Annotated in this window: 26 protein-coding genes; 23 read left to right on the top strand and 3 right to left on the bottom strand. The window is 44.8% G+C overall.

Features of this window, described 5'->3' with window-relative positions:
* The first annotated feature begins 22 nt into the window (after nucleotides 1-22).
* Both L1D55_RS05190 and flgP read left to right on the top strand, forming a co-directional pair.
* Nucleotides 23-658, top strand: a complete 636-nt coding sequence (locus tag L1D55_RS05190) for a FlgO family outer membrane protein (protein WP_128161665.1) — start codon at nucleotides 23-25, stop codon at nucleotides 656-658.
* Nucleotides 659-667: 9 nt separating this feature from the next.
* Nucleotides 668-1,099: a flagellar assembly lipoprotein FlgP gene (gene flgP, locus L1D55_RS05195; protein WP_004739728.1), complete on the top strand. Its 432-nt coding sequence runs from the start codon at nucleotides 668-670 to the stop codon at nucleotides 1,097-1,099.
* 258 nt (nucleotides 1,100-1,357) lie between these two features.
* On the opposite strand, the gene flgN is transcribed toward flgP, so the two are convergent.
* From flgN to flgA, 3 genes are all read right to left on the bottom strand, one after another.
* Entirely contained in the window at nucleotides 1,358-1,783 is a 426-nt protein-coding gene (gene flgN / locus L1D55_RS05200; RefSeq protein ID WP_239916725.1) for a flagellar export chaperone FlgN, read from the bottom strand.
* 61 nt (nucleotides 1,784-1,844) lie between these two features.
* On the bottom strand, nucleotides 1,845-2,162 hold the full coding sequence (gene flgM, locus L1D55_RS05205) for a flagellar biosynthesis anti-sigma factor FlgM (RefSeq protein ID WP_004739724.1): 318 nt from the start codon (nucleotides 2,160-2,162) through the stop codon (nucleotides 1,845-1,847).
* Nucleotides 2,163-2,339: 177 nt separating this feature from the next.
* Nucleotides 2,340-3,086 (bottom strand): flagellar basal body P-ring formation chaperone FlgA, encoded by a 747-nt coding sequence (flgA, locus tag L1D55_RS05210; protein WP_239916726.1) that lies wholly within the window; start codon nucleotides 3,084-3,086, stop codon nucleotides 2,340-2,342.
* A gap of 77 nt (nucleotides 3,087-3,163) precedes the next feature.
* On the opposite strand from flgA, the gene L1D55_RS05215 reads away from it, so the two are divergent.
* The 21 genes from L1D55_RS05215 (at nucleotide 3,164) to L1D55_RS05315 (ending at nucleotide 26,510) form a co-directional block, all read left to right on the top strand.
* Nucleotides 3,164-4,090 carry a chemotaxis protein CheV gene (locus L1D55_RS05215; protein WP_004739721.1) on the top strand — a complete coding sequence of 309 codons (927 nt, stop codon included), beginning with the start codon at nucleotides 3,164-3,166 and terminating at the stop codon, nucleotides 4,088-4,090.
* Nucleotides 4,091-4,101: 11 nt separating this feature from the next.
* A complete protein-coding gene (locus L1D55_RS05220; RefSeq protein WP_008218231.1) occupies nucleotides 4,102-4,929 on the top strand; it encodes a protein-glutamate O-methyltransferase in 828 nt (275 codons plus the stop codon).
* Between the two features lie 255 nt (nucleotides 4,930-5,184).
* On the top strand, nucleotides 5,185-5,580 hold the full coding sequence (gene flgB / locus L1D55_RS05225; protein WP_239916727.1) for a flagellar basal body rod protein FlgB: 396 nt from the start codon (nucleotides 5,185-5,187) through the stop codon (nucleotides 5,578-5,580).
* Between the two features lie 4 nt (nucleotides 5,581-5,584).
* Nucleotides 5,585-5,998 (top strand): flagellar basal body rod protein FlgC, encoded by a 414-nt coding sequence (gene flgC, locus L1D55_RS05230; protein ID WP_004739718.1) that lies wholly within the window; start codon nucleotides 5,585-5,587, stop codon nucleotides 5,996-5,998.
* Nucleotides 5,999-6,015: 17 nt separating this feature from the next.
* A complete protein-coding gene (flgD, locus tag L1D55_RS05235; protein WP_008218237.1) occupies nucleotides 6,016-6,729 on the top strand; it encodes a flagellar hook assembly protein FlgD in 714 nt (237 codons plus the stop codon).
* A gap of 49 nt (nucleotides 6,730-6,778) precedes the next feature.
* A complete protein-coding gene (gene flgE / locus L1D55_RS05240; protein WP_171367701.1) occupies nucleotides 6,779-8,083 on the top strand; it encodes a flagellar hook protein FlgE in 1,305 nt (434 codons plus the stop codon).
* Nucleotides 8,084-8,334: 251 nt separating this feature from the next.
* Nucleotides 8,335-9,084: a flagellar basal body rod protein FlgF gene (locus tag L1D55_RS05245; protein ID WP_171367702.1), complete on the top strand. Its 750-nt coding sequence runs from the start codon at nucleotides 8,335-8,337 to the stop codon at nucleotides 9,082-9,084.
* Between the two features lie 21 nt (nucleotides 9,085-9,105).
* Nucleotides 9,106-9,894: a flagellar basal-body rod protein FlgG gene (gene flgG, locus L1D55_RS05250; protein ID WP_004739713.1), complete on the top strand. Its 789-nt coding sequence runs from the start codon at nucleotides 9,106-9,108 to the stop codon at nucleotides 9,892-9,894.
* 89 nt (nucleotides 9,895-9,983) lie between these two features.
* Nucleotides 9,984-10,760 carry a flagellar basal body L-ring protein FlgH gene (flgH, locus tag L1D55_RS05255; protein WP_239916728.1) on the top strand — a complete coding sequence of 259 codons (777 nt, stop codon included), beginning with the start codon at nucleotides 9,984-9,986 and terminating at the stop codon, nucleotides 10,758-10,760.
* 94 nt (nucleotides 10,761-10,854) lie between these two features.
* Nucleotides 10,855-11,946: a flagellar basal body P-ring protein FlgI gene (locus L1D55_RS05260; RefSeq protein ID WP_008218243.1), complete on the top strand. Its 1,092-nt coding sequence runs from the start codon at nucleotides 10,855-10,857 to the stop codon at nucleotides 11,944-11,946.
* A gap of 10 nt (nucleotides 11,947-11,956) precedes the next feature.
* The gene (flgJ, locus tag L1D55_RS05265) at nucleotides 11,957-12,874 is read left to right on the top strand and encodes a flagellar assembly peptidoglycan hydrolase FlgJ (protein WP_239916730.1); all 918 of its coding nucleotides are present in this window, start codon (nucleotides 11,957-11,959) and stop codon (nucleotides 12,872-12,874) included.
* 211 nt (nucleotides 12,875-13,085) lie between these two features.
* Nucleotides 13,086-14,966, top strand: a complete 1,881-nt coding sequence (gene flgK / locus L1D55_RS05270) for a flagellar hook-associated protein FlgK (protein WP_239916731.1) — start codon at nucleotides 13,086-13,088, stop codon at nucleotides 14,964-14,966.
* 9 nt (nucleotides 14,967-14,975) lie between these two features.
* The gene (gene flgL / locus L1D55_RS05275; protein WP_008218248.1) at nucleotides 14,976-16,166 is read left to right on the top strand and encodes a flagellar hook-associated protein FlgL; all 1,191 of its coding nucleotides are present in this window, start codon (nucleotides 14,976-14,978) and stop codon (nucleotides 16,164-16,166) included.
* A gap of 419 nt (nucleotides 16,167-16,585) precedes the next feature.
* On the top strand, nucleotides 16,586-17,722 hold the full coding sequence (locus L1D55_RS05280; protein ID WP_128161653.1) for a flagellin: 1,137 nt from the start codon (nucleotides 16,586-16,588) through the stop codon (nucleotides 17,720-17,722).
* 647 nt (nucleotides 17,723-18,369) lie between these two features.
* Nucleotides 18,370-19,503, top strand: coding sequence for a flagellin (locus L1D55_RS05285; protein ID WP_128161651.1), 1,134 nt, complete (start codon nucleotides 18,370-18,372; stop codon nucleotides 19,501-19,503).
* Nucleotides 19,504-20,396: 893 nt separating this feature from the next.
* Nucleotides 20,397-21,527, top strand: a complete 1,131-nt coding sequence (locus tag L1D55_RS05290) for a flagellin (protein ID WP_008218254.1) — start codon at nucleotides 20,397-20,399, stop codon at nucleotides 21,525-21,527.
* Between the two features lie 80 nt (nucleotides 21,528-21,607).
* On the top strand, nucleotides 21,608-22,033 hold the full coding sequence (gene flaG, locus L1D55_RS05295; protein ID WP_008218257.1) for a flagellar protein FlaG: 426 nt from the start codon (nucleotides 21,608-21,610) through the stop codon (nucleotides 22,031-22,033).
* Between the two features lie 22 nt (nucleotides 22,034-22,055).
* A complete protein-coding gene (gene fliD, locus L1D55_RS05300; protein ID WP_239916732.1) occupies nucleotides 22,056-24,083 on the top strand; it encodes a flagellar filament capping protein FliD in 2,028 nt (675 codons plus the stop codon).
* Between the two features lie 3 nt (nucleotides 24,084-24,086).
* On the top strand, nucleotides 24,087-24,392 hold the full coding sequence (locus L1D55_RS05305) for a flagellar protein FliT (protein WP_004739828.1): 306 nt from the start codon (nucleotides 24,087-24,089) through the stop codon (nucleotides 24,390-24,392).
* Between the two features lie 12 nt (nucleotides 24,393-24,404).
* Nucleotides 24,405-24,815 carry a flagellar export chaperone FliS gene (gene fliS / locus L1D55_RS05310; protein ID WP_008218262.1) on the top strand — a complete coding sequence of 137 codons (411 nt, stop codon included), beginning with the start codon at nucleotides 24,405-24,407 and terminating at the stop codon, nucleotides 24,813-24,815.
* A gap of 228 nt (nucleotides 24,816-25,043) precedes the next feature.
* Nucleotides 25,044-26,510, top strand: a complete 1,467-nt coding sequence (locus L1D55_RS05315) for a sigma-54 dependent transcriptional regulator (RefSeq protein ID WP_239916733.1) — start codon at nucleotides 25,044-25,046, stop codon at nucleotides 26,508-26,510.
* The last annotated feature ends 52 nt before the right edge of the window (nucleotides 26,511-26,562 follow it).

The following is a 26,562-nucleotide window of genomic DNA, read 5'->3' on the forward strand; positions in this document are numbered from 1 at the left end:
AAAACTATCTGGAGATTAGATAATGAAAAAATGGCTCGTAGTAATGAGTGTCATGTTACTGACATCATGCGCTTATTCGCCGATCTATAACGGTAAGACTGAGTACGCAGGTAGTCAGTTTATGCTGATGGACAGCCCTCGCCACACCATGGACTTCTTCGTAGAAAGCATGACCGAAGACTTGATCGTGTCGAATACAAGCATCTCAGCAAGAACGCCTATCGCGATCACCTCGTTTGTTGACCTGCAACACATGGACACAACAAACTGGCTTGGTAACTCGGTATCAGAAGGTTTCATTCATCAGTTTCAGCGTCGTGGCTTCAAGGTGGTTGATTTTAAAACCACGGGTTCTATCCAGGTAACTCATCAAGGTGACTTTGCGTTAAGCCGTGACTGGAAAGATTTAGCTCAAGAGCAAGACGTTCAATACGTACTAACGGGTACTATGCTGCGCCAAGAGGGGGGGGTGCTTGTGAATGCTCGAGTGGTGGGCATGCAAACTCGTATTGTCGTGGCTTCAGCACAAGGCTTCCTACCGGCAGACCGTATTGGTCGTGACCTCGATACTCTGAACAGTATTCGAACTCAAGATGGTGTGATCATTCGTTCTGACCCAACGATCAGTCAGCCTTACACTGTTATTCTTCGCCCTTAGGAGTTCGAGATGAAGAAGTTAATGTTTGTGGTTGCCGCTTTACTGCTTGTTGGCTGTCAGCCTTTGCAGAGCATGAGACCAGACGATTTCTTAGTTGCTGTTGGTTACGCGAGTATCAGTGAACAAAAAGGTCGCAATGACGAAGAGAAGCGTATCCGTGCGATGAGAGCCTCTAAGATTGATGCTTATCGTGAACTTGCGGAACAAGTTTATGGTATGCGAGTAAGCGGCCGTGCTGAACTTGAAGATCAACGCCTTGGTACAGAGCGCACATCTGGTGCGGTTGATGGTGTTATCCGTGGTGCAGAAGTAGTGCGCAGCTACCCAGTAGGTGATAGCTATGTGACCGAGCTTCAGTTGGATATTCGCAAGATGGATCAATTACGTAACTACGGTGAAGTTCAAGCGGTACCAGAGAAAAGACAGCAAACGCTGTTCTAGTATTGATGAATAAGTGATATTGGTTGTCAGTCGCTTTCCAGATGGTGTATCGGCAATTAATAACTCATATCAATGCAAAAGCGGCAAGTATGAAAATACTTGCCGCTTTTTTGTTTACGTTTTCATGGGTGTACTTTCAGGAGTGTGTCTTTTGGTTGGAGTCGGAGTATAGATAGGCTGAGATACAGATACAGATACAGATACAGATACAGATACAAGCAGGAAAGGGCTAATTGTGTTGTTGAAGAGGCAGCTTAACTAGGCTTTTACGTTGGTTCCCAGCGTTGAAATAGTGTGCGTTTGGCCGCCGGCGTTGTAAGTCATGCCAATTTTGCCGTGGCTTTGTTGCATCATGTTGCTGAGCTTTTTGAAGCTGAGATGTGCTCGATTTAGAGCTTCGCCATTCACCAGGTTCGCTTGATGACAATCGTGCACAATAGACTTGATGGTTGAGACTAACTGAGCGAGTTCAGGATTCTCGGTCAGTTCTGAGATATTGCTATGGGCAGCGATGCGCTGATCGGTGGATCTTAGTTGTTCGACAAGGGCCACTTTTTCTTTGGCGATTCGCTCAATATCCGTTGACTGTCGGCTCGTAATAGCGGTTTTCTCTGAACTCAATAATTCAGATAAGGCTTTGGCATTTTGAAGTTGGAAATTAACTAAATCTGCTAGTGCCGCCATAACGTAAACCTATCAATAACCTCGTGTGCTTTAAGTTAACCACTCAAAATAAAGAGAGTGCTTAAAGACCTTTTAATTCGTTTTCGAACTTGATCATATTGTCGGCCAGCTTTTCTGGGTCAACTGTGTATGAACCGTTCGCGATCGCTTCTTTGATTGCTGCAACTTTTACCGAGTCAAAGCTTGGGTTTGCTGCCATGTCTTGGTGAAGTTGACCTATTGCTTTGCCTTGTTGGCTAAGTGAAACCGCGTCTTTGCTTGCCGGTGATTTAGTTGATACATCAGAGCGTGATGCCTCAGAACTAGAATCAGAGCGGACTGCTGATCGGTTGGTGGTCGTTAGGGTCTGCCCTGAACGAATGTTATCAATGCCTGCCATAGTTAAGCCTTTTTCTTCAAAAATGGGAACCTGTACAGTCAATATCGACCAAGGGTTCGATTACTTTAGCAATTTTTCGCTCTTTAGTCGAAAAGGGACAAAACACTGAAGCTACGTATTTCAGTGCTAGAGTCGAGAGCAAAATGCTAACGGTACCGCCAATTGAGAAGTAGAGAGTTAAAAGTAAACCGTGACTTCAGACATGTTGGTAACAATACCTTCAATTATACGCTGTGATTTATCATTTTTCACTCTTACTTGATCACCCATAGAGCCATCAGTGAGCGCTGTGCCTTTAGTGGTAATGGTCATGCCACCTTTTACCGCCTGTATGATAACCTTCTCGTTTCGACATACGACACAAATATCACCTCTTTCGACAACATCACCCGGTCTTAGGTTCTTTTTTACCTTGGCGCCGATAACTTGCTCTGGAGCAGTGAAGCCTTGGCGACGAAATTTGTTAAGAGAAATCATCGCATTGGTTACGTCGTATTGTCCGACGACTTCGCCTCTTGCGAGTGCGCGTGTAGTCGTGACAAGGGGCACTGACATAGAGAGTCTTACAGGTACATAAACTCGCCACTCATCAGGAACACATTGCACTAAAACCGTAATGCTGCTGCGGGTATTGGTGGTGGTTGAGGCACTGGTCTCTAAAGGAATAGGGCAGTCTGTCGCTTTGATCCTTGAATCAATATTTGCTGAATTTACAAGGAGTTCGCCGCCTAGAGGTTGTTCAACCGTATCAAGGATGTGCTGCTCTGCCGCAGACTGAATCATCTCAATTTGTTCTGGGGTCGCAGCCTGTACAAAAAAACTAAACAAAATTGATAAAATGCCGATAAACTTAGCGACAGTTTTAAAAGTAGCTCTACACATTGCTATGGAAAGAGGTGGCAAATTTGTTTTATAATACGTCATTCCGTTTCTCTGGTGGTTCGTAGCCTGCAGTAGACTAACACTTTTTATACAAAAAAGTTTGATATGGAGATGAGCTCATGACGGGTATTCTTGATTCGGTGAATCAGCGTACGCAACTCGTCGGTCAAAACCGATTAGAATTACTAACCTTTCGCCTAATGGGGCGCCAGCGTTACGGCATTAATGTCTTTAAAGTAAAAGAAGTGCTTCAATGCCCTAAGTTGACGAAGATGCCAAATTTAAACCCACTGGTTAAAGGTGTCGCACACATTCGTGGTCAAACGATCTCTGTGATTGACTTGAGCTTAGCGATTGGTGGCCGTCCGACAACGGATGTTGAAAAGTGTTTTGTAGTTATCTCTGAGTTCAACCGAACCATTCAAGGTTTCTTGGTCAGTTCCGTTGAACGCATTATCAACATGCACTGGGAATCGATTCTCCCGCCACCAGATGGTGCTGGTAAAGCGAACTACCTAACAGCGGTAACTAACATCGACAATGAGTTAGTTGAAATTCTTGATGTTGAAAAAATCCTAGCTGAGATTTCGCCTGTTGATGAAACCATGGACAGCAAAATCGCTGAAGAAATCGCAGAAGTAGAACAAGAAAAAGAACTCGTTCGCCGTATCTTGATTGCTGATGATTCAACCGTTGCACGTAAACAGGTTCAACGAGCTATTGAGTCGATTGGTTTTGAAGTGATTGCCGTGAAAGATGGTAAAGAAGCCTACGAAAAACTGATGCAGATGTCAGCAGAGGGCAGCATTTACGATCAGATTTCATTGGTGATCTCGGATATTGAAATGCCAGAGATGGATGGCTATACGCTGACTGCTGAGATTCGCCGTCACGCTGAGCTAAAAGATTTATACGTAATTTTACACTCATCATTGAGTGGTGTATTTAACCAAGCCATGGTTGAGCGTGTGGGAGCGAACTCCTTCATTGCTAAATTCAACCCTGATGAGCTTGGTGCAGCCGTTAAAGCTGCTTTAACTAACTAAAAGAGACATTAATGACTGCTATAACAATAAGTGATCAAGAGTATCGCGATTTCAGCCGTTTCTTAGAATCTCAATGTGGCATTGTATTAGGTGACAGCAAACAGTACTTAGTGCGCAGCCGCCTAAGCCCATTAGTGGCAAAGTTTAATTTAGCTTCGCTGTCTGATTTATTGAGAGATGTAGTGACGGGCCGAAACCGTGAGTTGAGAGTGGCAGCAGTGGATGCTATGACGACGAACGAGACACTTTGGTTCCGAGATACTTACCCGTTTGCTGTGCTTGCGGATAAACTTCTACCGGAAATAGCGGCAAATAAACGTCCTATTAAGATTTGGTCTGCGGCAAGTTCTTCAGGCCAAGAACCATACTCAATGGCAATGACGGTGCTTGAAACTCAAGCTCGTAAGCCAGGTATGCTGCCAAATGTATCGATCACCGCAACGGACATCTCTGCAAGCATGTTGGATATGTGCCGCACTGGCGCGTATGACAACCTTGCTTTAGGTCGTGGTCTTTCTCCAGAGCGTCGCCGTACTTTCTTTGAGGATGCAGGCGATGGCCGCATGAAAGTGAAAGACAACGTTAAGCGCATGGTGAACTTCCGTCCTCAAAACCTGATGGACAGTTACGCACTACTAGGTAAATTCGACATTATTTTCTGTCGTAACGTACTGATTTACTTCTCTCCAGAGATGAAATCTAAAGTGCTTAACCAAATGGCGAACAGCCTCAACCCGGGTGGTTACTTGCTTCTGGGTGCGTCTGAGTCGTTAACTGGTTTAACCGACCGCTTTGAAATGGTTCGTTGTAACCCAGGTATCATCTACAAATTGAAGTAATTGCCGCCACCTAAAGAAGGTGTGACGTTACTAAACAATTTCAAAACCCAGCCAAGTGCTGGGTTTTCTTTTTCCTGCTTAGCCTATATCTTTAAGTCAGAGTGACATTCCAATTTACTCTATTTTTTGGCTTGTATATTGCAAGTTTACCCACGAGTAACCTGTAAAAGTATAAATAGACCACTTTGTTTTAAAAGTTGGTATATATATTGCTTTGGTTATTTCATAACAGTCAGTTCTTGAGTTGAGGTTTAGATGGCTATTTCTTTTGACAATGCTTTGGGCATTCACCAGCACACAGTTGGTGTACGTGAGCGTAACGCTGAGGTGCTTTCCACCAATATCGCGCAAGCAAACACGCCTGGGTATAAAGCAAAGGGATTAGACTTCAAGAAATCACTGCAAGCGGCAAGTTCTGGGGCAAGCATTGGTCTTAGCCGCACAGACGGTCGGCACATTTCTGCCGAAGCGACGGTGAACGGGGAAACGAAGTATCGAATTCCTACCCAACCTGATACAGGAGATGGCAACACGGTTGATTTGGATTTGGAAAGAAACCTTTTCATGCAAAACCAAATTAGGCATCAAGCCTCTCTCGACTTCCTAGGAAGTAAGTTCAAGAATTTAACTAAAGCGATTAAAGGGGAATAATTAGATGAGCTTATTTAATGTATTCAATGTGACTGGTTCTGCGATGAGTGCTGAATCTGTTCGTCTAAATACGACCTCGAGCAACCTTGCAAACGCGGACAGTGTAAGTAGTTCTGCTAAAGAAACTTACAAAGCTCGCCACGCAGTGTTCGGCGCTGAGTTAAATCGAGCGCGCAACAGTGACCACACTGTGCCTGTAAAAGTATTAGGTATCGTAGAAAGCGATAAGCCGTTGAGCGCGGAGTACAACCCGGACCACCCATTAGCGAACAACGAAGGCTACATCTACAAGTCTAACGTTAACGTTATGGAAGAGATGGCAAACATGATTTCGGCATCACGTGCGTACCAAACGAACGTACAGGTTGCTGACTCGAGTAAACAAATGCTGCTGCGTACGCTGCAGATGGGTCAATAAGGATAAGGAGGTAGCACATGGCTGGAATCAACAACAATGTTGGTCAAAGCGGCTTGTCCTATGTTGACCAGCTGAAGAGTCTTCAAGATGGCGCTAAGAAGCCCGACGAAACAACAGGTAAGCAGGATCTTAAGCAAGAAGATTTCTTATCTTTGTTGACTAAGCAACTAGCACAGCAAGACCCTTTTAAGCCGGTTAGCAATGACCAGATGATTGCGCAAATGGCTTCATTTGCGACCGTAGATGGCATCGGCAAAATGAATTCACAGTTTGAAAGCTTGAACTCATCGATGACCTCTAACCAAGCACTGCAGGCCTCCTCTTTGGTTGGTCGTGATGTATTGGTTCCTGGTGCGGCAGGTGTAAAGCAAGGTGATGGCGGTATGGCGGCAATGGTTAAGCTTCCTCAAGCGATGGACAACGTTATGGTCCGTGTTGAGAACGAAGTGGGTCAGTTGGTTCGCACTTTTGATATCGGCTCTAAACCTTCAGGCGATACACGTGTTGAATGGGACGGAAAAGACGAAGACGGTAACCCATTGCCGGCTGGTAAATACAACGTGAAAGCGTCGGGTTTACTGGATGGCGAGAACACAGAGTTCCAAGTTTCCAGCTATGCGAACGTGAACAGTGTGCTTCTTGGTAAGGGTGATGGCAACGTACTACTCAATCTGGCTGGTTTTACATCGCCAGTACGACTTGCTGAAGTACTAGAAGTTGGTAAAGCGTAGCTCTTAAGTGAGTGAACATGCTAGCTAGATAGATTAGGAGAATATTGGAATGTCATATGTAGCTTTAAGCGGCCTATCCGCTGCACAATTAGACCTGAATACAACCAGTAACAACATTGCGAACGCAAACACATTTGGCTTTAAAGAGTCTCGTGCTGAGTTTGGCGATGTGTACTCAAACTCGTTGTTCACAAACGCAAAAACGACGTCAGGTGGTGGTGCGCAAGCTAGCCAAGTGGCGCAACAGTTCCACGAAGGTTCAAGTATTTATACAAACAACCCAATGGATCTACGCGTAAGTGGTACAGGTTTCTTTGCGGTAGCGAAAGACCGTATGGTGCCGGAGATTAACGAACTAACACGTAATGGTGCATTTCACCTAAACAAAGACAACTACATGGTTACGGCTAACGATGAGTTTCTTTTAGGCTACGATGTTGATCCAAACTCGGGTGAAGTTCTTTCTTATGCGCCAAAGCCTCTCGACATTCCAGCTGAATTTGGTAAGCCAAAACAGACAGAAAACATTGAAGTAGGGGTTAACCTTCCTGCAAATGGTGATCTTAAAGATCCAGCTGCATTTAACTTCAAAGATGCTGACACCTATAACCGTGCAACGTCTTCGACGGTATACGATTCTATGGGTCAGTCTTACAAGTTAACGACTTACTACCTCAAAGATCAAACGCAACCAAACACTTGGCAGACTTACTACACCGTGTCTGATGAGACTGGCGAGAAGCCAATAAACATCACTGGTGGTGATGCAACGAATGCTCAAGGTCATGTTGGTCACACTATGAAGTTCAACAATGACGGTACGTTAGCAAGCCTAAACAGTGGTCAACCGATTAACTCGGAACCGCTAGGTGCAGGCGCTAACCCTGTCGATCTGAATGGTGCAGATCCAACGCAAGTGCTTAAGTTTGGTCTAGATTCTTCAACCCAGTTTGCGGCTCCGTTTGAACTGACTAAGTTTGATGAAGATGGTGCGACAACAGGCTTCTTAACCAAAATCGATTTCGATGAGTACGGCAGTGTTCTAGGTACTTACTCAAATGGTGAAAACGTGATGCTTGGTCGTGTAGGCCTAGTTCGCGTACCAAATGAACAAGGTCTGGATAAGAAAGGCGGCACTCAGTGGGATTCTACTAACGACTCGGGTGACAAAATCTGGGGTGAATCGAACAAAGGTTCATTTGGTAGCATCAACAATGGCTCTCTGGAGCAGTCGAACATCGATATGACTCAAGAATTGGTTGATTTGATTTCTGCTCAACGTAACTTCCAAGCGAACTCTCGTTCTCTAGAAGTACACAACCAACTACAACAGAATATTCTTCAGATTCGTTAATCGTTTCTAACGTCTGAATTATCTGCGAATACCCAATTCAATGTTATTGAATTGGGTATTGTTGTTTGCTTTTTTATTTGCCGCCTTTATTGCCGCCCGGTAATGCCACTGGCAACAATTCTTCCTCAATGATCCTTTTGTGATCACCTTTCTTGTTTGTTTTCTATTTAAACTGTTGATAAATAACAGTTAAAAATATTGGCACAGTGTTTGCTTTATTAGCCCCAGAAGATGATTTTTGGAGCAAAATTATGGATCGCGCACTGTTTCTTGCCATGAGTGGCGCTAAGCAAAATATGCAAGCTTTGCAGCTACGTGCAAACAACCTTGCCAACGTAAGTACAACGGGTTTCCGTGCTGATCTAGCACAAGCGCGTTCAATGCAAGCGTATGGCGAAGGCATGCCTACTCGTGTATTCAGCATGACAGAGCGTCCGGGACATAATTTTGCGCAAGGTAGTGTGGTTACCACTGGCCGTGATCTTGACGTTACTATTCAAGGTGATGGTTGGATTTCGGTAATGGATAACACTGGTCGTGAAGGCTTAACACGTAACGGTAACCTAAAGGTTGACCAAAACGGTTTGTTGACCAATGCAAGTGGCCACTTGGTACTGGGTGAAAACGACGCACCAATCACACTGCCAATCCCAATCAGCAAAGTCGAAATTGGTACAGACGGCACGATCTCAGTCATTCCTCAAGGCGCTCCAGCTGAGGAACTAGAGGTCGTTGATCGTATTAAACTTGTACGTCCAGACAATCAAAGTTTATTTAAAGATACGAATGGTCTATTCCGTTCGAAAAACCCAGATCAGGCATACGAAGCAGATGCAGCGGTAACGTTGCTAAAAGGTGCTATCGAAGGCAGTAACGTAAATGCCGTAGGTGAAATGACCAGCCTAATTGACTTACAACGTCAGTTTGAAATGCAGGTCAAGATGATGAGCACAGCAGAAGAAATGGACAAGTCGTCTGATTCACTGCTTCGTATGAGCTAATAGAATTTAAAGGAAATTACTATGCATCCAGCATTATGGGTAAGTAAAACAGGTTTAGACGCCCAACAAACCAACATTTCAACGATTTCAAACAACCTTGCCAACGCCTCGACCATTGGTTTTAAAAAGAGCCGCGCGGTATTTGAAGATCTGTTCTACCAGAACATAAACCAGCCTGGTGGTCAGTCGTCTCAGAACACTGAGTTACCAAGTGGTTTGATGCTAGGTGCGGGCTCTAAAGTAGTGGCTACTCAAAAGGTTCACACACACGGTAACGCGCAGACTACGTCTAACAGCCTCGATATGATGATCGAAGGTGACGGTTTCTTCCAAGTTGAAATGCCAGATGGTGAAACAGGCTACAGCCGCAATGGTCAGTTCACATTGAACGGTGACGGCGCAATCGTGACATCGGGTCAAGGTTACCCGCTACAACCAGAAATCGTTATCCCTGAAGATGCAATCTCGGTAACAGTCGGTAACGACGGTGAAGTATCGGTTCGCCTACGTGGTGAGCAAAACAACGTAGTGGTAGGCCAAATCACCATTACTGATTTTGTAAACCCAGGTGGTTTAGAGCCAGTTGGTCAAAACCTTTACTTGCCGACAGGTGCGAGTGGTGACCCACAAGAAGGTGTACCTGGCTTCGATGGCCTAGGTAATATCCGCCAGTCGATGCTAGAAACATCGAACGTAAACGTAACTGAAGAGCTTGTGAATATGATCGAAGCTCAACGTGTTTACGAAATGAACTCGAAAGTTATCTCGTCGGTAGACAAGATGATGAGCTTTGTTAACCAACAGCTGTAATCGGTTAATTCACCGCTTACTTGTTTCGTATTAATTGACGTGTTCGTCACGGCCTACTATTTACCACGACTTGCTGAGAGTATATCGCCATGAAACGTATTTTTTGTTTTGCCCTGTTAGCTTCGATGACTGGTTGTACTGTACTGGATCCTATTGAGACACCAGCACAAGAAAACGCAACCACAGTGGTTGATGCGGTAGAAGGTGATAAATCGGCTCAAGAAAGCTCAGGTATTATCGACACGCTTCGTGGTCGAACGGACCCTATTGCTGGTGATCCTGCATGGGCGCCAATTAATCCAAAACAGAAGCCAGAGCATTATGCAGCGGCAACCGGTTCACTATTTAACGTAAACCATATTGGCAGCATGTACGATGACTCAAAGCCTCGCGGTATTGGTGACATCATTACTGTGGCATTGGATGAAAATACTCGTGCGACGAAAAAAGCCAATGCAGATATGTCTAAGTCGAATGACTCATCAATGGAGCCTTTGGCTGTTGGTGGTCAAGAGTTAACTATAGACAAGTACAACTTCTCGTACGACCTAAGTAACACCAATACCTTCGCAGGTGATGCATCTGCTAATCAGAGCAACAGCATCAGTGGTTATATTACTGTGGAGGTGATTGAAGTGCTCGCTAACGGCAATCTTGTGGTGCGTGGTGAAAAGTGGATGACATTGAACACCGGTGATGAGTACATCCGCCTAAGTGGCACCATCCGTCCAGATGATATTGATTTCGATAATACCATCGCTTCAAACCGTGTTTCTAATGCACGAATCCAGTATTCAGGTACCGGAGTGCAACAAGATATGCAAGAGCCTGGATTCTTGGCACGATTCTTTAATGTATCTCTGTAGAGCTTGAGAGGGCGTCGACATACTGACAGCCCGCGTTAATCAACAATTTTTCGCTAAGTTATTATTAATTAAAGCAATACAGACAGGTTACTCAATGAAAAAACTGACACTCGTACTATTCGGCATGCTATTTCTTGCCACCAGTGCCCATGCTGCGCGTATTAAAGACGTGGCAAAAGTGGCGGGTGTTCGTAGTAACCAACTTGTCGGTTATGGTTTGGTTACGGGTTTGCCGGGTACCGGTGAGACAACTCCCTTTACCGATCAAACATTTAACGCGATGCTGCAAAACTTTGGCATTCAATTGCCGCCTGGCACTAAGCCAAAAACTAAAAACGTAGCGGCAGTAATTGTTACCGCTGAACTGCCGGCTTTCTCTAAGCAAGGTCAGGAAGTTGACGTAACCGTATCTTCAATCGGCTCAGCAAAAAGCCTGCGTGGTGGTACCTTGCTACAAACCTTCCTAAAAGGTCTTGATGGTCAGGTGTATGCTGTGGCGCAAGGTAACTTAGTGGTAAGTGGCTTTAGTGCTCAGGGTAACGATGGTTCTAAGATTGTCGGCAACAACCCTAACGTCGGTATCATCTCAAGTGGTGCAACGGTAGAGCAAGAGATCCCAACGCCATTTGGCCGTGGTGACTACATCACATTCAACCTAATCCAATCCGATTTCACAACAGCGCAGCGCATGGCTGACGCAGTTAATAATTTCTTAGGCCCACAAATGGCGTCAGCGGTTGATGCGACGTCTGTAAAAGTGCGTGCACCTAGAGAAATCAGCCAACGTGTGGCTTTCTTATCGGCAATCGAAAACATTGAATTTGACCCAGCTGAAGGCTCAGCGAAAATCATCGTTAACTCTCGCACTGGTACCATTGTGGTTGGTAAGCACGTGCGCCTAAAAGCGGCGGCGGTAACACACGGTGGTATGACAGTCGCGATTAAAGAAAACTTAAATGTAAGCCAACCGAATGCATTCTCTGGCGGTCAAACGGTAGTGGTTCCAGACTCTGATATCGAAGTCACTGAAGCCGATGGCAAGATGTTTAAGTTCGAACCTGGCTTAACATTGGATGATTTGGTTAGAGCGGTTAACGAAGTGGGCGCAGCACCTTCTGATCTAATGGCAATCCTTCAAGCACTGAAACAAGCGGGTGCGATTGAAGGCCAGCTGATCATAATTTAAGGAATAGAGCATGATTAAGAATAACAACGACATCGGCTTTATTCATGACATCGGTAGCCTAGACCGCCTTCGTCAACAAGCAGTAAACGGTGAAGAGGGCAGTGAGAAAGAAGCACTTACCGCAGCGGCAAAACAGTTTGAAGCAATTTTCACCTCAATGCTGTTTAAGTCGATGCGCGATGCGAACTCTAGCTTTAAATCGGATATGTTGAACAGCCAGAACGAACAGTTCTACCGCCAAATGCAAGATGACCAAATGGCGAGCGAGCTCAGTGCGAATGGTTCGTTAGGCCTTGCGGATATGATTGTTGCACAGTTAAGTGCGGGTCAAGCAAGCGATGCGACAGAAGATAAGGTTCGTAGTGAAGGCTTTGATACTTCATTGCAAAGACCTCAATTCTCAGATCGTTCAGATGAGAGAGCACAAGAAATCCAATCTGCGTCAGCAGCCAAACAGCCGGTCTCTTTCGATTCACCAGAATCATTTGTTGCTTCAATGAAGCCTTACGCAGAAAAAGCGGCAAGCGCCCTTGGTGTGGACTCATCTCTACTATTGGCTCAAGCGGCACTGGAAACAGGCTGGGGCTCTAAGATGGTGAAGAACTCTCTGGGCAACAGTAATAACCTATTCAACATCAAAGCAGACAGAAGCTGGAAAGGCGATAAAGTGGCAACTCAAACACTCGAGTTCCATGGTAAAACGGCCGTTAAAGAATCGGCCTCTTTCCGTTCTTACTCTAGTTTTGAAGACAGCTTCAACGATTATGTGAAGTTCTTGAACGAAAACCCAAGGTACGAAACGGCGCTGCAGCACCAAGGCAACTCAGAGAATTTCATCAAAGGGATTCATCAAGCAGGCTACGCAACCGACCCTAACTACGCTGATAAGGTATTGCGAGTTAAAGCTAAGATTGATGAGATGAACTAGGTCATATCGATTGAACATCTAGAGCTTGCCACTGGCAGGCTCTTTTCTTATCTACCGCTTAATATTCAACAGCACCACATATAGTTATCTCTTTACACTTCAACAAATTAACGCCTTTTGACTTACCATGTTCTCTATTGGCATACATATTGCTTTTTAAACTGGTAGTTAATCAGTTTATCCTGATTTTGTTAAGTTTTTTGGGGGCATTATGGCGTCGGATCTTCTGAATGTAGGGGCACAAAGTGTTCTTACTGCTCAGAGACAGCTAAACACCACAGGTCATAACATTTCTAACGCCAATACAGAGGGCTATAGCCGCCAATCTGTGATTCAAGGTGTTAATGACCCGCGCCAGTACGGTGGTCAAACCTACGGCATGGGTGTGCATGTGGAAAATGTTCGCCGCTCTTGGGACCAATTTGCCGTCAATGAACTTAACCTATCGACAACTAATGCCGCCAACAAAGGCGACACTCAAGGCAACTTGGACATGCTGTCGAACATGTTGTCTTCGGTGGCTTCGAAGAAGATTCCAGAAAACCTAAATGAATGGTTTGACTCGGTTAAAACCTTAGCCGATACACCGAACGACGTTGGTGCTCGAAAAGTCGTAATCGAGAAGGCTGGGTTACTCACTAAAACGTTGAATGAATTTCATGAGACGGTTCGTCAACAGTCTGATTTTACGAATAAAAAATTAGATATGGGTATCGAGCGAGTCAACCAACTCGCGATAGAGATCCGTGACGTACAACGCCTGATGATGCGAACTCCTGGGCCTCATAATGACCTGCGAGATCAGCATGAAAAGCTAATTAATGAGCTTTCTGGTTATACCAAAGTAACGGTGACACCACGCTCAAATGCCGAAGGCTTCAATGTCCATATTGGTAACGGCCACACCTTAGTGTCAGGCAGCGAGGCAAGCCAGTTAAAAATGGTCGATGGTTTGCCTGATGCACACCAGCGTCGCTTGGCGATTGTTGAAGGGAAGTCTTTAAAGCCTATCACCAGCAGTGACATTGATGGAAAAATCGGTGCCATGTTAGATATGCGAGACGAACACATCCCAGCAATCATGGATGAGCTCGGCCGCTTAGCAACCGCGTTTTCGTACAAGGTTAATGCTCTTCAAGAGCAAGGCTTGGATCTCAACGGCAACGTGGGTAAGAACCTGTTTACCGATGTGAACTCTGAGCTGGTGGCAAAATCTCGTGTGACGGCAAGTGGGCAATCCAAAGCGGATGTCGCTGTGTTTATTGATGATACTTCTGCCTTAAAAGGTGGAGAGTACGGTCTTAAATACGATGGTAGTGATTACGTGGTGACCAAGCCAAGTGGCGAAACGGTCAAAGTGAGCACCGATTCGAGCGGCAACGCATTTTATCTTGATGGTATGCGCGTAGAAATTCGTAATCCGCCTGAACTTGGTGAAAAGCTGTTACTGCGTCCAACGCGTAATTTTGCCGCGCAGATTCACATGGAAACCACAGATCCAAAAGACATTGCCGCACAAAGTTATGAGGCATCCACAACGTTTGCCAAAGGCACTGCTGGGTTCAAAATTCTAGAGGCAGGCCAACTGCGTGAGTTTGAAGTGATTGTGTCACCAAAGGGTGAGCAATTTGCGGTGACAGATCCAAAAGGCAACATCTTAATGCAGCCTCAACCGTACCCGCCACAAGGGCCGGTGACGATTAACGGCACGACCTTCGAGTTAACGGCAGGCGCGTTGGCAAACGACAAATTTACGGCAAACCTTGTCCCATCTGAAGGTGACAATGGCAACTTGCGTAAGCTGCAAGATCTCCAAACGGGCAAGATCTTGAACGATGGTGAGTCTACGATTTTAGACCTTTACCACAACCTGAATACCAACACGGGTCTGAAGTCTTCAACGGCCAATCGCTTGAGTGATATCGCGACGTTAGAAAAGCAGTCAGCCCAAGAGCGTATTGCTTCAATCTCGGGGGTTAACCTCGACGAAGAAGCGGCAAACATGATGAAGTTTCAACAAGCGTATATGGCTTCTTCACGCATCATGCAAGCTGCTAACGATACCTTTAATACTATTTTGGCTCTGAGGTAGGAAGTATAAATGTTAAATCGTATATCTAGCTTCCATAACTACCAGTCCGTACAAAATGACTTGCGCCGCCAAGAGAACAAGGTGCATCACAACCAAGCGCAACTCGCTTCCGGTAAGAAGCTGCAGTCGCCAAGTGATGACCCGCTAGCGACGCACTATTTACAAAATATTGGTCAGCAATCAGAGCAGCTTAAACAGTACGTTGATGCTATTACTCTGGTTAGAAACCGCCTTGAGCATCATGAGGTGATGATCGCCAACTCGGAAGGCTTTGCTGATGAAGCAAAACGAACCGTGATGGAAATGATCAACGGCGCGTTGTCACCTGAAGACCGTTTAGCGAAGAAGCGTGAAATCCAAGAGTTAGCGAATAACTTTTTGTACTTAGCAAACTCTCAAGACGAGTCTGGCAACTACACATTTGCTGGTACTAAGCCAAAAAGCCAGCCCTTCTTTCGCGATAACGAAGGAACGGTGACGTATCAAGGCGACGACTATCAGCGCAAGATGCGTGTAGCGAGTAGCTTTGAAATGGCGATGAATGATCCGGGCAGTAAGTTATTTATGGAAATAGATAACCCATTCGGTGATTACGAGCCTCAATACGAGCTTGAGCCCGCATCTGAGTTACTGCTCGGTCGCGCGACCAATAGTGCAGAAGATGGTTCTACTTATAAAGTAACCTTTGTTGATATGCAGACCGGTAAGTTTGCGTACCAACTTGAAAAAGATGGCGCTGTAGTTGCTGCTGAAGATTTTGACCCTGCGACTGGCATTGTCTACGAAGGGTTAAACATTCAGTTTAAAGGGCAAGTCACCAAGGGTGATTCGATCACCTTAGAGCCAAGAGAGACATTCTCGATCTTTGACACGTTCAAAGAAGCGGCAGAACAGGTAGAAAACCCTGTGTCCGATGCATCGGCAACGGCAAAACTGCACCAAATGACGGAAGAGTTTCATGCTGCGTTTATTCACTTAACGAAAGCAAGAACAGACGTCGGTGCCCGTTTGAGTACATTGGATATTCAAGAGCAACAACATGAAGACTTTAAGTTGTCTTTGGCGAAAGCGAAAAGCAACTTTGAAGATTTGGATTACTCGAAAGCTATCATTGAATTCAATGAAAACTCTCGAGCATTACAAGCTTCACAGCAAGCGTTTGGCAAAACAAAAGATCTAACCTTGTTTAACTATATTTAATGATTAATCGGTATTTAGTGGTGAACGACTAAATACCATGGAGTTGATTCTTTGCCTTATGTGCTATGCCATACGTGCGAATGACTTCAAAAATTGCCGCTTTTTCGTACGAAGCATAATGTTTCTTGATATAGCGGCAAAAAACGGCAACAAGAGGATGAGGGCAGTTTCATCTTCTAAAAGTAAACAATCATAATCGCGTTTAATTTTTTGTAAGTTTTTGATTATTAGTAAATAAAAAAATTATTTATACAAAATTAAACTTGGCACACAACTTGTATCTGTGTTGGTTATAAATGATTAATACAGATCTTAAACCTTGTGTAAGGTTTATTGAGTAACATACGGTCAGTGCTTATCCATATGAGAGTAAAGCTGGCCGCTTCGCAGAGAGCTTGCGAACTCATAAGGAGAGCAAAATGGCAGTTAATGTAAGTACTAACGTTTCCGCAATGACAGCGCAGCGTTACCTGAATAAAGCGTCTAATGACTTAGCGACTTCTATGGAGCGTCTGTCATCTGGTCACAAGATCAACAGTGCGAAAGATGATGCGGCAGGTCTGCAAATCTCGAACCGTCTAACGGCTCAGTCTCGTGGTCTTGATGTGGCAATGCGTAATGCCAACGACGGTATTTCGATTGCTCAAACGGCAGAAGGTGCGATGAACGAATCTACTAACGTATTACAACGTATGCGTGATCTAGCGATTCAATCATCAAACGGCACTAACTCGCCGGCAGAGCGTACTGCACTGAATGAAGAGTCAATGGCACTTCAAGATGAGCTTAACCGTATCGCGGAAACCACATCGTTTGGTGGTCGTCGTCTACTAAACGGTTCATTCGGTGAAGCTTCATTCCAGATCGGTTCTAACTCTGGTGAAGCAATGATCATGGCTCTGACAAGTATCCGTGCAGATGACTACCGTATGGGTGGTACTACGTTCGATTCAGAAAACGCGAAAGATAAGAACTGGGAAGTGCCGCCAACAGCGAGCGATCTTAAGTTTGAATTCAAAACCAAAGCGGGTGAAGACATCGTTCTAGATATCAACACTAAAGCGGGTGACGATATTGAAGAGTTAGCGACTTACATTAATGGTCAATCTGACTTAGTAAACGCATCAGTTACAGATGATGGCCGTTTACAGCTATTCGTAGCGGAACCTGACCTAGATGGCGCTATGTCTATCTCTGGTGGCTTGGCATCTGAGCTTGGTATTAAGAGCGAAGGCCGTGCAACATCAGTTCAAGATATCAGCCTAACAAGTGTTGCTGGTTCACAGAACGCTATCAGCGTTATTGATTCTGCAATGAAGTACGTAGATTCACAGCGTGCTGATTTGGGTGCGAAACAGAACCGTCTAAGCCACAGTATTAATAACTTGGCAAACGTTCAAGAGAACGTAGACGCTTCAAACAGCCGAATCAAAGATACGGACTTTGCGAAAGAGACGACGCAAATGACTAAATCACAAATTCTGCAACAAGCAGGTACTTCAATACTTGCTCAAGCAAAACAATTGCCTAACTCTGCAATGTCACTATTGCAATAGTTATTGGTTGAACTTGCTGCTCGTGTTCAGACGTGAGCCATGCAGCAAGGGAAACTGGCAAGCATACTTACTATTGGGTGTTTAGCTCTCTCATCTCTCACCTGCTATCCATCTTTACGGTAAGAATGCAACGGCGAGTCGGAAATGTGTTCATTTCTCGATGATCTCCACACAGGCTCTGACACGCCAACTAGCCCCGGTTCTCTCAAAGGAAAAGGGGCTTTTTCCTTTCTACTGATTGCGTTTTATTTTCCCTTCTAACGATCTTTCTTCGCTTTTTCACTCTGCTAGCTTTAATTTTCTCTGCCGACTTTGTGGAAAACAGCTCACCTTTTTGCCTACTATTTGCCCGCAACCATGAATTTTGCTGATTGATCATTTCTGTACATAGGCCAACTAAAAAGCCAATTAGAGCGTTTTTTAAACAATCAACATGCTCTCAATAATAAAAATCGATAGTTATTTTAGAAAGTTTAAGATTTTAAATTGTTGAAAATTAAATGATTAATAATTTTTTTATGGTTTTTTAAAAGTTTTTCTAAAGCTTCTGATTTTCGAGCCGCTATTAAAAGTAACTTTGAGAGAACTACTTGGTTTTCCGAGACGTCGGAAACCGCAATACCGGAAAATCAATTGGAGAAATCACCATGGCAGTGAATGTAAATACAAACGTTTCAGCGATGACTGCGCAACGTTACCTAAATAACGCGAACAGCGCACAACAAACATCAATGGAGCGTCTAGCTTCTGGCTCTAAAATCAACAGCGCAAAAGACGACGCGGCGGGCCTACAAATCTCTAACCGTTTGAACGTTCAAAGCCGCGGCCTAGACGTTGCTGTTCGTAACGCGAACGACGGTATCTCTATTGCACAAACTGCTGAAGGTGCAATGAACGAGACGACTAACATCCTGCAGCGTATGCGTGATCTTTCTCTACAATCTGCGAACGGTTCAAACTCTAAGTCTGAGCGTGTAGCGATTCAAGAAGAAGTAACAGCACTGAACGACGAGCTAAACCGTATCGCGGAAACGACGTCTTTTGGTGGTAACAAGCTGCTTAACGGTACTCACGGTACTAAATCATTCCAAATCGGTGCGGATAACGGTGAAGCGGTAATGCTTCAACTGAAAGATATGCGTTCTGATAACGCTCAGATGGGTGGTAAGAGCTACCAAACTGAGAACGCTAAAGACAAAGACTGGAACGTTCAAGCGGGTTCTAACGACCTAAAACTGTCGTTCACAGATAACTTTGGTCAAGCACAAGAGATCGACATCAACGCAAAAGCGGGTGACGACATCGAAGAGCTAGCGACTTACATCAACGGTCAACAAGATTCTGTGAAAGCGTCTGTAACTGAAGACGGTAAGCTACAAATGTTCACTGGTAACAACAAAGTGAGCGGCGATGTGTCTTTCTCTGGTGGTCTTGCTGGCGAGCTAGGCATTCAAGCGGGTAAAGACGTAACCGTTGATACTATCGACGTAACGTCTGTTGGCGGCGCACAAGAGTCTGTAGCAGTAATCGATGCAGCACTTAAGTACGTAGACAGTCACCGTGCAGAGCTGGGTGCTTTCCAAAACCGTTTCGACCACGCAATCAGCAACTTAGACAACATTAACGAGAACGTTAACGCATCTAAGAGCCGTATTAAAGATACCGATTTCGCGAAAGAAACGACTCAGATGACTAAGTCTCAGATCCTTTCTCAAGCTTCAAGCTCGATTCTTGCTCAAGCGAAGCAAGCGCCGAACTCGGCACTTAGCCTACTAGGTTAATCGATTAAAAAGCCACGTTGACTATAAGCGTTGTTGAGACAAAACGTTAACGTAAGGCCTCCACAAATTAGCTCGTGGTGAGAGATGAGCGCTAAACAAACCCAGCTTCGGCTGGGTTTTTGCTTTTCTGAGGTCGGCAAAAGTATATGAGGGAATACCTAAATTGGATCATGGGTGATAAGCGAGATTCCCTATCACGGTCGTCCCTCCCTGTAGGGAATGACGGGAACCGGACGATGACCCGATTATGTCTTTGATAGCAATACAAATGGTTAGAGTAAGTAACGATTCATTTAGAACAAATATTTTATCGTCATTCCAGAACCGAGTAGAACGAGGTATCAGGAATCTAGCTTTTCGAGGAGGTGATTATTTAGTTTTGTTTTACCACTTTCAGAAATGAAGAGCTATCTGCACGTCGGTGAGGTAATTAGCCGTCATCCCAGAATCGAGTAGAACGAGGTATCAGGAATCTAGCTTTTCGATGAAGTGATTATTTAGTTTTGTTTACCACTTTCAGAAATGAAGAGCTATCTGTAAGTCGGTGAGGGAATTAACCGTCATCCCAGAATCGAGTAGAACGAGATATCAGGGATCTGCTTTTTCTTTTTATGTGCAAGACGACACTTATAAATGGTGAAGACAGGAAACTTTAGCGCATATCGGTCGATTAATTGAATGGCGATCACACTTTTCTTTGTTATTGAAAATAATGCGAAAAAAAACACATTTTTTATTAAAGCTTCTAATTAAGGCGCCGTTAAAGGGATTGAGAGAAATGATATGTACCAATGTAAGGTGAGAGAGACAGTGGTGCGTAAACAAATTGATATGTATTTGTGTGAGGTGAGAGTCACATGGGTGCATTAAAAAATGCCTAAAGGAGATCAACTATGGCGATTAATGTAAGCACTAACGTGTCTGCAATGACGGCTCAGCGTTACCTAAATAACGCGGCTGAAGGTACTCAAAAATCAATGGAGCGTTTGTCTTCTGGCTATAAAATCAATAGCGCAAAAGATGATGCTGCAGGCTTACAAATCTCTAACCGCTTAACGTCGCAAAGCCGTGGCCTAGATATGGCTGTGAAAAACGCGAATGACGGTATCTCTATTGCACAAACAGCTGAAGGTGCGATGAATGAGTCAACCAACATTCTGCAACGTATGCGTGACCTTTCTCTTCAATCTGCAAACGGTTCAAACAGCAAGTCTGAGCGTGTTGCTATCCAAGAAGAAGTATCTGCTCTAAACACAGAACTTAACCGTATCGCTGAAACAACCTCTTTTGGTGGTAACAAGCTTCTAAACGGTACTTACGGTAGCCAATCTTTCCAAATCGGTGCTGACTCAGGTGAAGCGGTAATGCTATCTATGGGCAACATGCGTACCGACACTCAAGAAATGGGTGGTAAGAGCTACGGTGTTACTGAAGGTAAAGATGCATCTTGGCGTGTAGGCGCTGGCGCTGACCTGACTATCAAATACAACGATAAGTTTGGCGAAGCTCAAGAGCTATCTATCTCTGCTAAAGAAGGCAACGATATCGAAGAGCTAGCAACTTACATCAACGGTCAAAGCCAAGACGTTAAAGCGTCTGTAGGTGAAGGCGGTAAACTACAACTTTTCGCTTCTAGCCAAAAAGTTGAAGGTGATGTGGAGTTTGGTGGCAGCCTTGCAAGTGAGCTAGGTATTGGCGCAGGTAAAGATGTAACCGTAAACGACATCGACGTAACATCAGTTGCGGGTGCAAACGAAGCGGTATCTATCATCGATGGCGCTCTAAAATCTGTAGATAGCCAACGTGCATCTCTTGGTGCTTTCCAAAACCGTTTTGATCATGCAATCAGCAACTTAGAAAACATCAATGAAAACGTTAATGCTTCTAAGAGCCGTATCAAAGATACCGATTACGCGAAAGAAACAACGGCAATGACGAAGTCTCAAATCCTACAACAGGCGAGTACTTCTATCCTAGCTCAAGCAAAACAATCACCATCAGCAGCTCTAAGCTTATTGGGCTAAACTTACCTCGGTAAGTAGCGGTAAACTCCGCTTTACGTGGAGTTTTACTGTTGGCTCATGAAGGAGGGAGGGAGAGTGTTATGGAAATACCATCTAACGCATCGAACATCCAGCCTTATGGCTCACCTAATGGCATTAAAATTGCAAGCGATGAAGGTAGTAGTGCGTCGAGCATTTCACGACTGAAGGAAGCAACCTCTTATGGCAAGGTAGAGAAATCGAAAGAAGAAGCTACCGAAGCTGCGATTCAATTAGCTCAAGAGAGAAAAGAGCTAAATGATGAAGAGCGAGTCAAGATGGTGGAGAAGGTAAACGAGTTTATCTCCTCTCTCAATAAGGGCGTTGCCTTTAAGGTCGATGAAGAATCGGGAAGGGATGTGGTGACTATTTATGAAACCACAACCGGTGATATTATTCGCCAGATACCCGATGAAGAAATGCTTGAAATTCTAAGACGCCTAGCAGCCCAAAACTCGAATAGTAGAATATTTGAGGTGAAGGTCTAAGTCGTATTATTGAGGTGGTTTAATGAGTTTTGGCCCAATGGGGATTTCGTCTGGCATGGATATCAATTCCATGGTCAGCAAAATTGTGGATTCGGAGCGTGTACCTAAACAGCAACGAATCGACAATGAAAGAGCGCGAATCGATACCAGCATTAGTGCCTATGGAAGACTCAGAGAATCTCTCGATTCGATGAAAAACCTGATGACAAACTTTCGTCAGGAAAAAGCTTTCGCTGTACGTACAGTGGAAAGTACCGATGAAGGTCTTGTTTCTGCAACCGCGACTACTGAAGCGATCGCTGGCAAATATGCCATCGATGTGTTGCAGCTTGCCCAAAGCCATAAAGTAGCGTCAGATGTTCTATCTGATGACATGAAATTTGGCCCAGGTAAGCTGCAGGTTTCGCTTGGTGATGATAGCTTTGATGTGCAAGTTGGCGATAGATCAAAGCTAATCGATGTTGTTCGCAGCATAAACGGTGCAGATAGAAACCCAGGCGTTCGTGCATCCATTATTAATGATACCGAAGGCCCTCGACTTATTGTCGCCTCCAACAAATCTGGCGCAGACCAACAGATCAGCATCAATGTAGAATCTGATGCGTCAAACCCTCTAAAAAAACTCGAATACAAAACCCTTGAAGAACGCGTTGAAGCGCTAGAGAAAGCTCGCCTTGCCGCTCAAGACGTACTTGGCCTCACGCCTGCTGGAAAAGCCGTTGATCTTATCGATGAAGCTATCTCTGATGATGATCCGAAAGCTGATCAAGCTGTCGACGAAGACGGCAATATCATTCCAGGTTCTCAAGCGGACTCAACGTCTCCTGCAGAAGATGGCTCTCAAAGCCTTAGCTTCGGTGAACAAGCCGCTGCAGATGGTCAAGCTGCGCTAGATGCAGCTCAGGCGGCAAAATCTGTCATGCCTGAAGACAATATCCCAGGTTGGACGGAAACCGCTTCTGGCACGTTGTTAGATTCTTATTACACACCAGAGCTTGAGCTTGACGAAAAAGCGATCGAGAAGGCGCCTGATGTTCCTGGTTGGTCGAACACGGCCTCTGGTACTTTGACTGATTCATATGTGACACCGAAAGAAGCTCAGCAGAAGTTAGAAGCAGAGCAAGCACGTATCGAAGAGAAGATCGCTCAAGAAAAAGCGGATCTGGCCAAGAAAGTAGAAAACGGTGAATTGACCGCAGAGCAAGCCAAAAATATCGAGCGTGCCAAATTAGAGCCTGAAGAGCGAGAGCGCTTAGAGAAAGTCGACAAGGCACAAGCTGATTTGGCGCTTGCTCAGCAATCTTTCGATAGTTACAGCGGCATGACCGAAGTCCAAGCTGGTCAAGACTCAATGGTCGTTCTGGACGGTGTCGCTCAGCTCTCCAGTAATAACAACGTGATTGAAGATGCCGTTGAAGGCATTGATATTACGGTGAAAGGAAAGACCCCAAAAGACAAGCCACCGGCAGAAATTGGTGTTGAGTACGACCGTAATAGTGTTCGCCAAGATATTGAAGCCTTTGTGAATTCCTACAACCAGTTTTACCAAGTATCCAAAAACTTGGCGGGTGTCGATCCTGCGACCGGACAAAAAGGCCCGCTTTCTGGTGACAGTACGGTCCGTAACGCCGACTCACGATTGAAAGGCGTATTCTCTTCAAGCATCGAAGGGGCACCTGAGAACCTTAAGTCTTTAACAGAGTTTGGTATCACGACCACCAGACAAGGCTCGTTAGAGATCAATTACGACATGCTGGACCGACAGTTGAACAATAACTTTGATAAGCTGGGCGAGTTCTTTGGCGGCAATAATGGCTTTGCTAAAAAAGTCGAAGATGCGATTCAGGGTATCACTGGTATTACGGGCTCAATCCGTACTCGAGAAAAGAGCCTGGTTGAGCAAAACTACCGTTTAGCGGACGACCAAAACGCCTTAGACCGCCGTATGGACAGTCTTGAAAGTCGTACTCACTCTAAGTTCACCGCCATGCAAGATGCGACCAGTAAGATGCAGTCTCAGCTTGGCAGCATGATGAATGCGTTGGGTTAATAGGTGACCAGTCAGCTTCAAGAGCTTTGTGAACTAGATCAATTAATTATCTCTAAGCTCGAATTTAGTGAAATTAATGCTGAAGAAATAGCGACGCTTGTCGATAACAGAGAACAGTTATTGCAAAACGTGCTTCAATTCATCGATTCACACCCTGACGTTAAGCAAAGTTCGGAGTGGTTTGAAGCCATTTCGAGAACAAGAAAATTAGTCGAATTGATGCAGTCTGAAACTGGTCGGGTAGGGAAAACCCTGCACAAGTACCGACACGGTGCCAAGTCAGTTCAACAATACAAAAAGTTTTTATAGAAGAGGTTTACTATGCGCGGTTCTTTACAGGCATATAAAAAGGTATCAGTGGATAGTCAGTTAACGGCTGCCTCACCGCATAAGATTGTGCAAATGCTGATGGCGGGCGCGATTGAGCGTTTGATCCAAGGTAAAGCGGCAATGCAAGCGGGCAATATCCCTGTGAAAGGTGAGCGTCTTGGCAAGGCTCTAGATATCATTATTAGCCTACGTAGCTGCCTTTCTATGGACGATGGTGGTGATATTGCGAAAAACCTAGATCAACTTTATGAGTTCATGATCACGCAAATTTCTGCGGCAAATCACAAAAATGACCCTCAGCCTATTGATGATGTTATCGATATTATTCGCGAAATTAAGAGCGCTTGGGACCAAATTCCGAATGAATATCACAACTTGACGTCTGCTGAAGTCGGTATTTAAAGAAAAATTGCTGTTTTAGCCAACCTTAGATCCGCTAATTGGTTGGTTGCCTTATTTTTTTAATCAAATAAAATAGAAGCCATTAGATAGCCTAATGGCTTTTTTCGTTGCTGATTTCATAAATTTGTCCTCGTAAACCATAATCATAGATAGAATTCTTAATTTTATGGATTACGTTGCTCACCGTTTTTCCGCATCGCACCAAAATAAAGGCAATAATTCCTACTTATGCAAGGTTTGGCAAAACTGCTTGTCGTCGACGATAACGCTCAAGATCGTCACAATTTAAGCACAATATTAGAGTTTGTAGGAGAGAGCTGCGAAGTTATCAGCTCTGAACAAGCGCGCAAAGTCGACTGGTCACTACAGTGGGCTGGTTGCATTATCGGTTCAATAAAAGGTAAAGGCTTCAACGCATTACTGAATGACAAGCTTGTTCACGCGAATCACATTCCTCTGCTTGTGATTGGCAAAAACAACCATCCTGTTGACGAGCTCACCAATTTTGTTGGCGAACTCGAGCTGCCCCTAAACTACCCCCAGTTAAGCGACGCATTAAGACACTGCAAAGATTTTCTAGGTCGTAAAGGGGTTCAAGTAGTCTCTTCAGCACGCAAGAACACACTGTTTCGTAGCCTAGTGGGTCAAAGTGCTGGTATTCAAGAAGTTCGTCACCTGATTGAACAAGTCTCCTCTACTGAAGCGAATGTACTGATCCTTGGTGAATCCGGTACCGGCAAAGAGGTGGTTGCACGTAACATTCATTACCATTCAAAGCGCCGCTCTGGCCCGTTTGTTCCAGTGAACTGTGGCGCAATCCCACCAGATTTGCTTGAGAGTGAACTTTTCGGTCATGAGAAGGGCGCATTTACTGGCGCGATTACCGCGCGTAAAGGTCGCTTTGAGTTAGCTGAAGGTGGCACGTTATTTCTTGATGAGATTGGCGACATGCCAATGGCTATGCAAGTTAAGCTGTTGCGTGTACTACAAGAGCGATGTTTTGAACGTGTAGGTGGTAATTGCACTATTCAGGCGAACGTTCGAGTGATTGCGGCTACACACCGTAACCTTGAAGATATGATCGACGATGATTCATTCCGTGAAGATCTTTACTACCGCTTGAATGTGTTCCCGATTGAAATGCCGGCCTTACAAGAGCGTAAAGAAGATATTCCTCTTCTACTTCAAGAGCTTATGACGAGAATGGAAGCGGAAGGTAGTCTGCCTATCTGTTTTACGCCTCGCGCGATTAACTCTTTGATGGAACATGACTGGCCAGGTAACGTACGTGAATTGGCGAACTTAGTGGAGCGCATGGTTATTCTCTATCCGAATAGCTTAGTGGACGTAAACCATCTGCCAACTAAGTATCGATACAGTGATATCCCTGAATTCCAACCAGAGTTTAATAGCTTTGTGTCTGAGGAAGAGCAAGAGCGTGACGCTTTGGCTGACCTGTTCTCGGAAGATTTCAGCTTCGATCAGCAAGATGATATGGCTGACAACGCGAATGCACCTCAGGAACTACCACCAGAAGGTGTAAACCTGAAAGAGCTGCTCGCTGATATGGAAGTGAATATGATCAATCAAGCCTTGGAAGCTCAAGGCGGTATTGTTGCTCGAGCGGCAGACATGTTAGGCATGCGCAGAACCACTCTGGTTGAGAAAATGCGTAAATACAATCTGCAGCGTTAGTGTTCTGCTTTTCGAAAAACGAAAAAACAAACACAAAATTTTTAGCTAATCG

The organism is Vibrio sp. Isolate22 (assembly GCF_022398115.1).
Lineage (GTDB): Bacteria > Pseudomonadota > Gammaproteobacteria > Enterobacterales > Vibrionaceae > Vibrio.

Coding starts and splice junctions, on each gene's coding strand:
- L1D55_RS05190 (WP_128161665.1), top strand. CDS start 23: ATGAAAAAATGGCTCGTAGTAATGAGTGTCATGTTACTGACATCATGC.
- flgP (WP_004739728.1), top strand. CDS start 668: ATGAAGAAGTTAATGTTTGTGGTTGCCGCTTTACTGCTTGTTGGCTGT.
- flgN (WP_239916725.1), bottom strand. CDS start 1,783: ATGGCGGCACTAGCAGATTTAGTTAATTTCCAACTTCAAAATGCCAAA.
- flgM (WP_004739724.1), bottom strand. CDS start 2,162: ATGGCAGGCATTGATAACATTCGTTCAGGGCAGACCCTAACGACCACC.
- flgA (WP_239916726.1), bottom strand. CDS start 3,086: ATGACGTATTATAAAACAAATTTGCCACCTCTTTCCATAGCAATGTGT.
- L1D55_RS05215 (WP_004739721.1), top strand. CDS start 3,164: ATGACGGGTATTCTTGATTCGGTGAATCAGCGTACGCAACTCGTCGGT.
- L1D55_RS05220 (WP_008218231.1), top strand. CDS start 4,102: ATGACTGCTATAACAATAAGTGATCAAGAGTATCGCGATTTCAGCCGT.
- flgB (WP_239916727.1), top strand. CDS start 5,185: ATGGCTATTTCTTTTGACAATGCTTTGGGCATTCACCAGCACACAGTT.
- flgC (WP_004739718.1), top strand. CDS start 5,585: ATGAGCTTATTTAATGTATTCAATGTGACTGGTTCTGCGATGAGTGCT.
- flgD (WP_008218237.1), top strand. CDS start 6,016: ATGGCTGGAATCAACAACAATGTTGGTCAAAGCGGCTTGTCCTATGTT.
- flgE (WP_171367701.1), top strand. CDS start 6,779: ATGTCATATGTAGCTTTAAGCGGCCTATCCGCTGCACAATTAGACCTG.
- L1D55_RS05245 (WP_171367702.1), top strand. CDS start 8,335: ATGGATCGCGCACTGTTTCTTGCCATGAGTGGCGCTAAGCAAAATATG.
- flgG (WP_004739713.1), top strand. CDS start 9,106: ATGCATCCAGCATTATGGGTAAGTAAAACAGGTTTAGACGCCCAACAA.
- flgH (WP_239916728.1), top strand. CDS start 9,984: ATGAAACGTATTTTTTGTTTTGCCCTGTTAGCTTCGATGACTGGTTGT.
- L1D55_RS05260 (WP_008218243.1), top strand. CDS start 10,855: ATGAAAAAACTGACACTCGTACTATTCGGCATGCTATTTCTTGCCACC.
- flgJ (WP_239916730.1), top strand. CDS start 11,957: ATGATTAAGAATAACAACGACATCGGCTTTATTCATGACATCGGTAGC.
- flgK (WP_239916731.1), top strand. CDS start 13,086: ATGGCGTCGGATCTTCTGAATGTAGGGGCACAAAGTGTTCTTACTGCT.
- flgL (WP_008218248.1), top strand. CDS start 14,976: ATGTTAAATCGTATATCTAGCTTCCATAACTACCAGTCCGTACAAAAT.
- L1D55_RS05280 (WP_128161653.1), top strand. CDS start 16,586: ATGGCAGTTAATGTAAGTACTAACGTTTCCGCAATGACAGCGCAGCGT.
- L1D55_RS05285 (WP_128161651.1), top strand. CDS start 18,370: ATGGCAGTGAATGTAAATACAAACGTTTCAGCGATGACTGCGCAACGT.
- L1D55_RS05290 (WP_008218254.1), top strand. CDS start 20,397: ATGGCGATTAATGTAAGCACTAACGTGTCTGCAATGACGGCTCAGCGT.
- flaG (WP_008218257.1), top strand. CDS start 21,608: ATGGAAATACCATCTAACGCATCGAACATCCAGCCTTATGGCTCACCT.
- fliD (WP_239916732.1), top strand. CDS start 22,056: ATGAGTTTTGGCCCAATGGGGATTTCGTCTGGCATGGATATCAATTCC.
- fliS (WP_008218262.1), top strand. CDS start 24,405: ATGCGCGGTTCTTTACAGGCATATAAAAAGGTATCAGTGGATAGTCAG.
- L1D55_RS05315 (WP_239916733.1), top strand. CDS start 25,044: ATGCAAGGTTTGGCAAAACTGCTTGTCGTCGACGATAACGCTCAAGAT.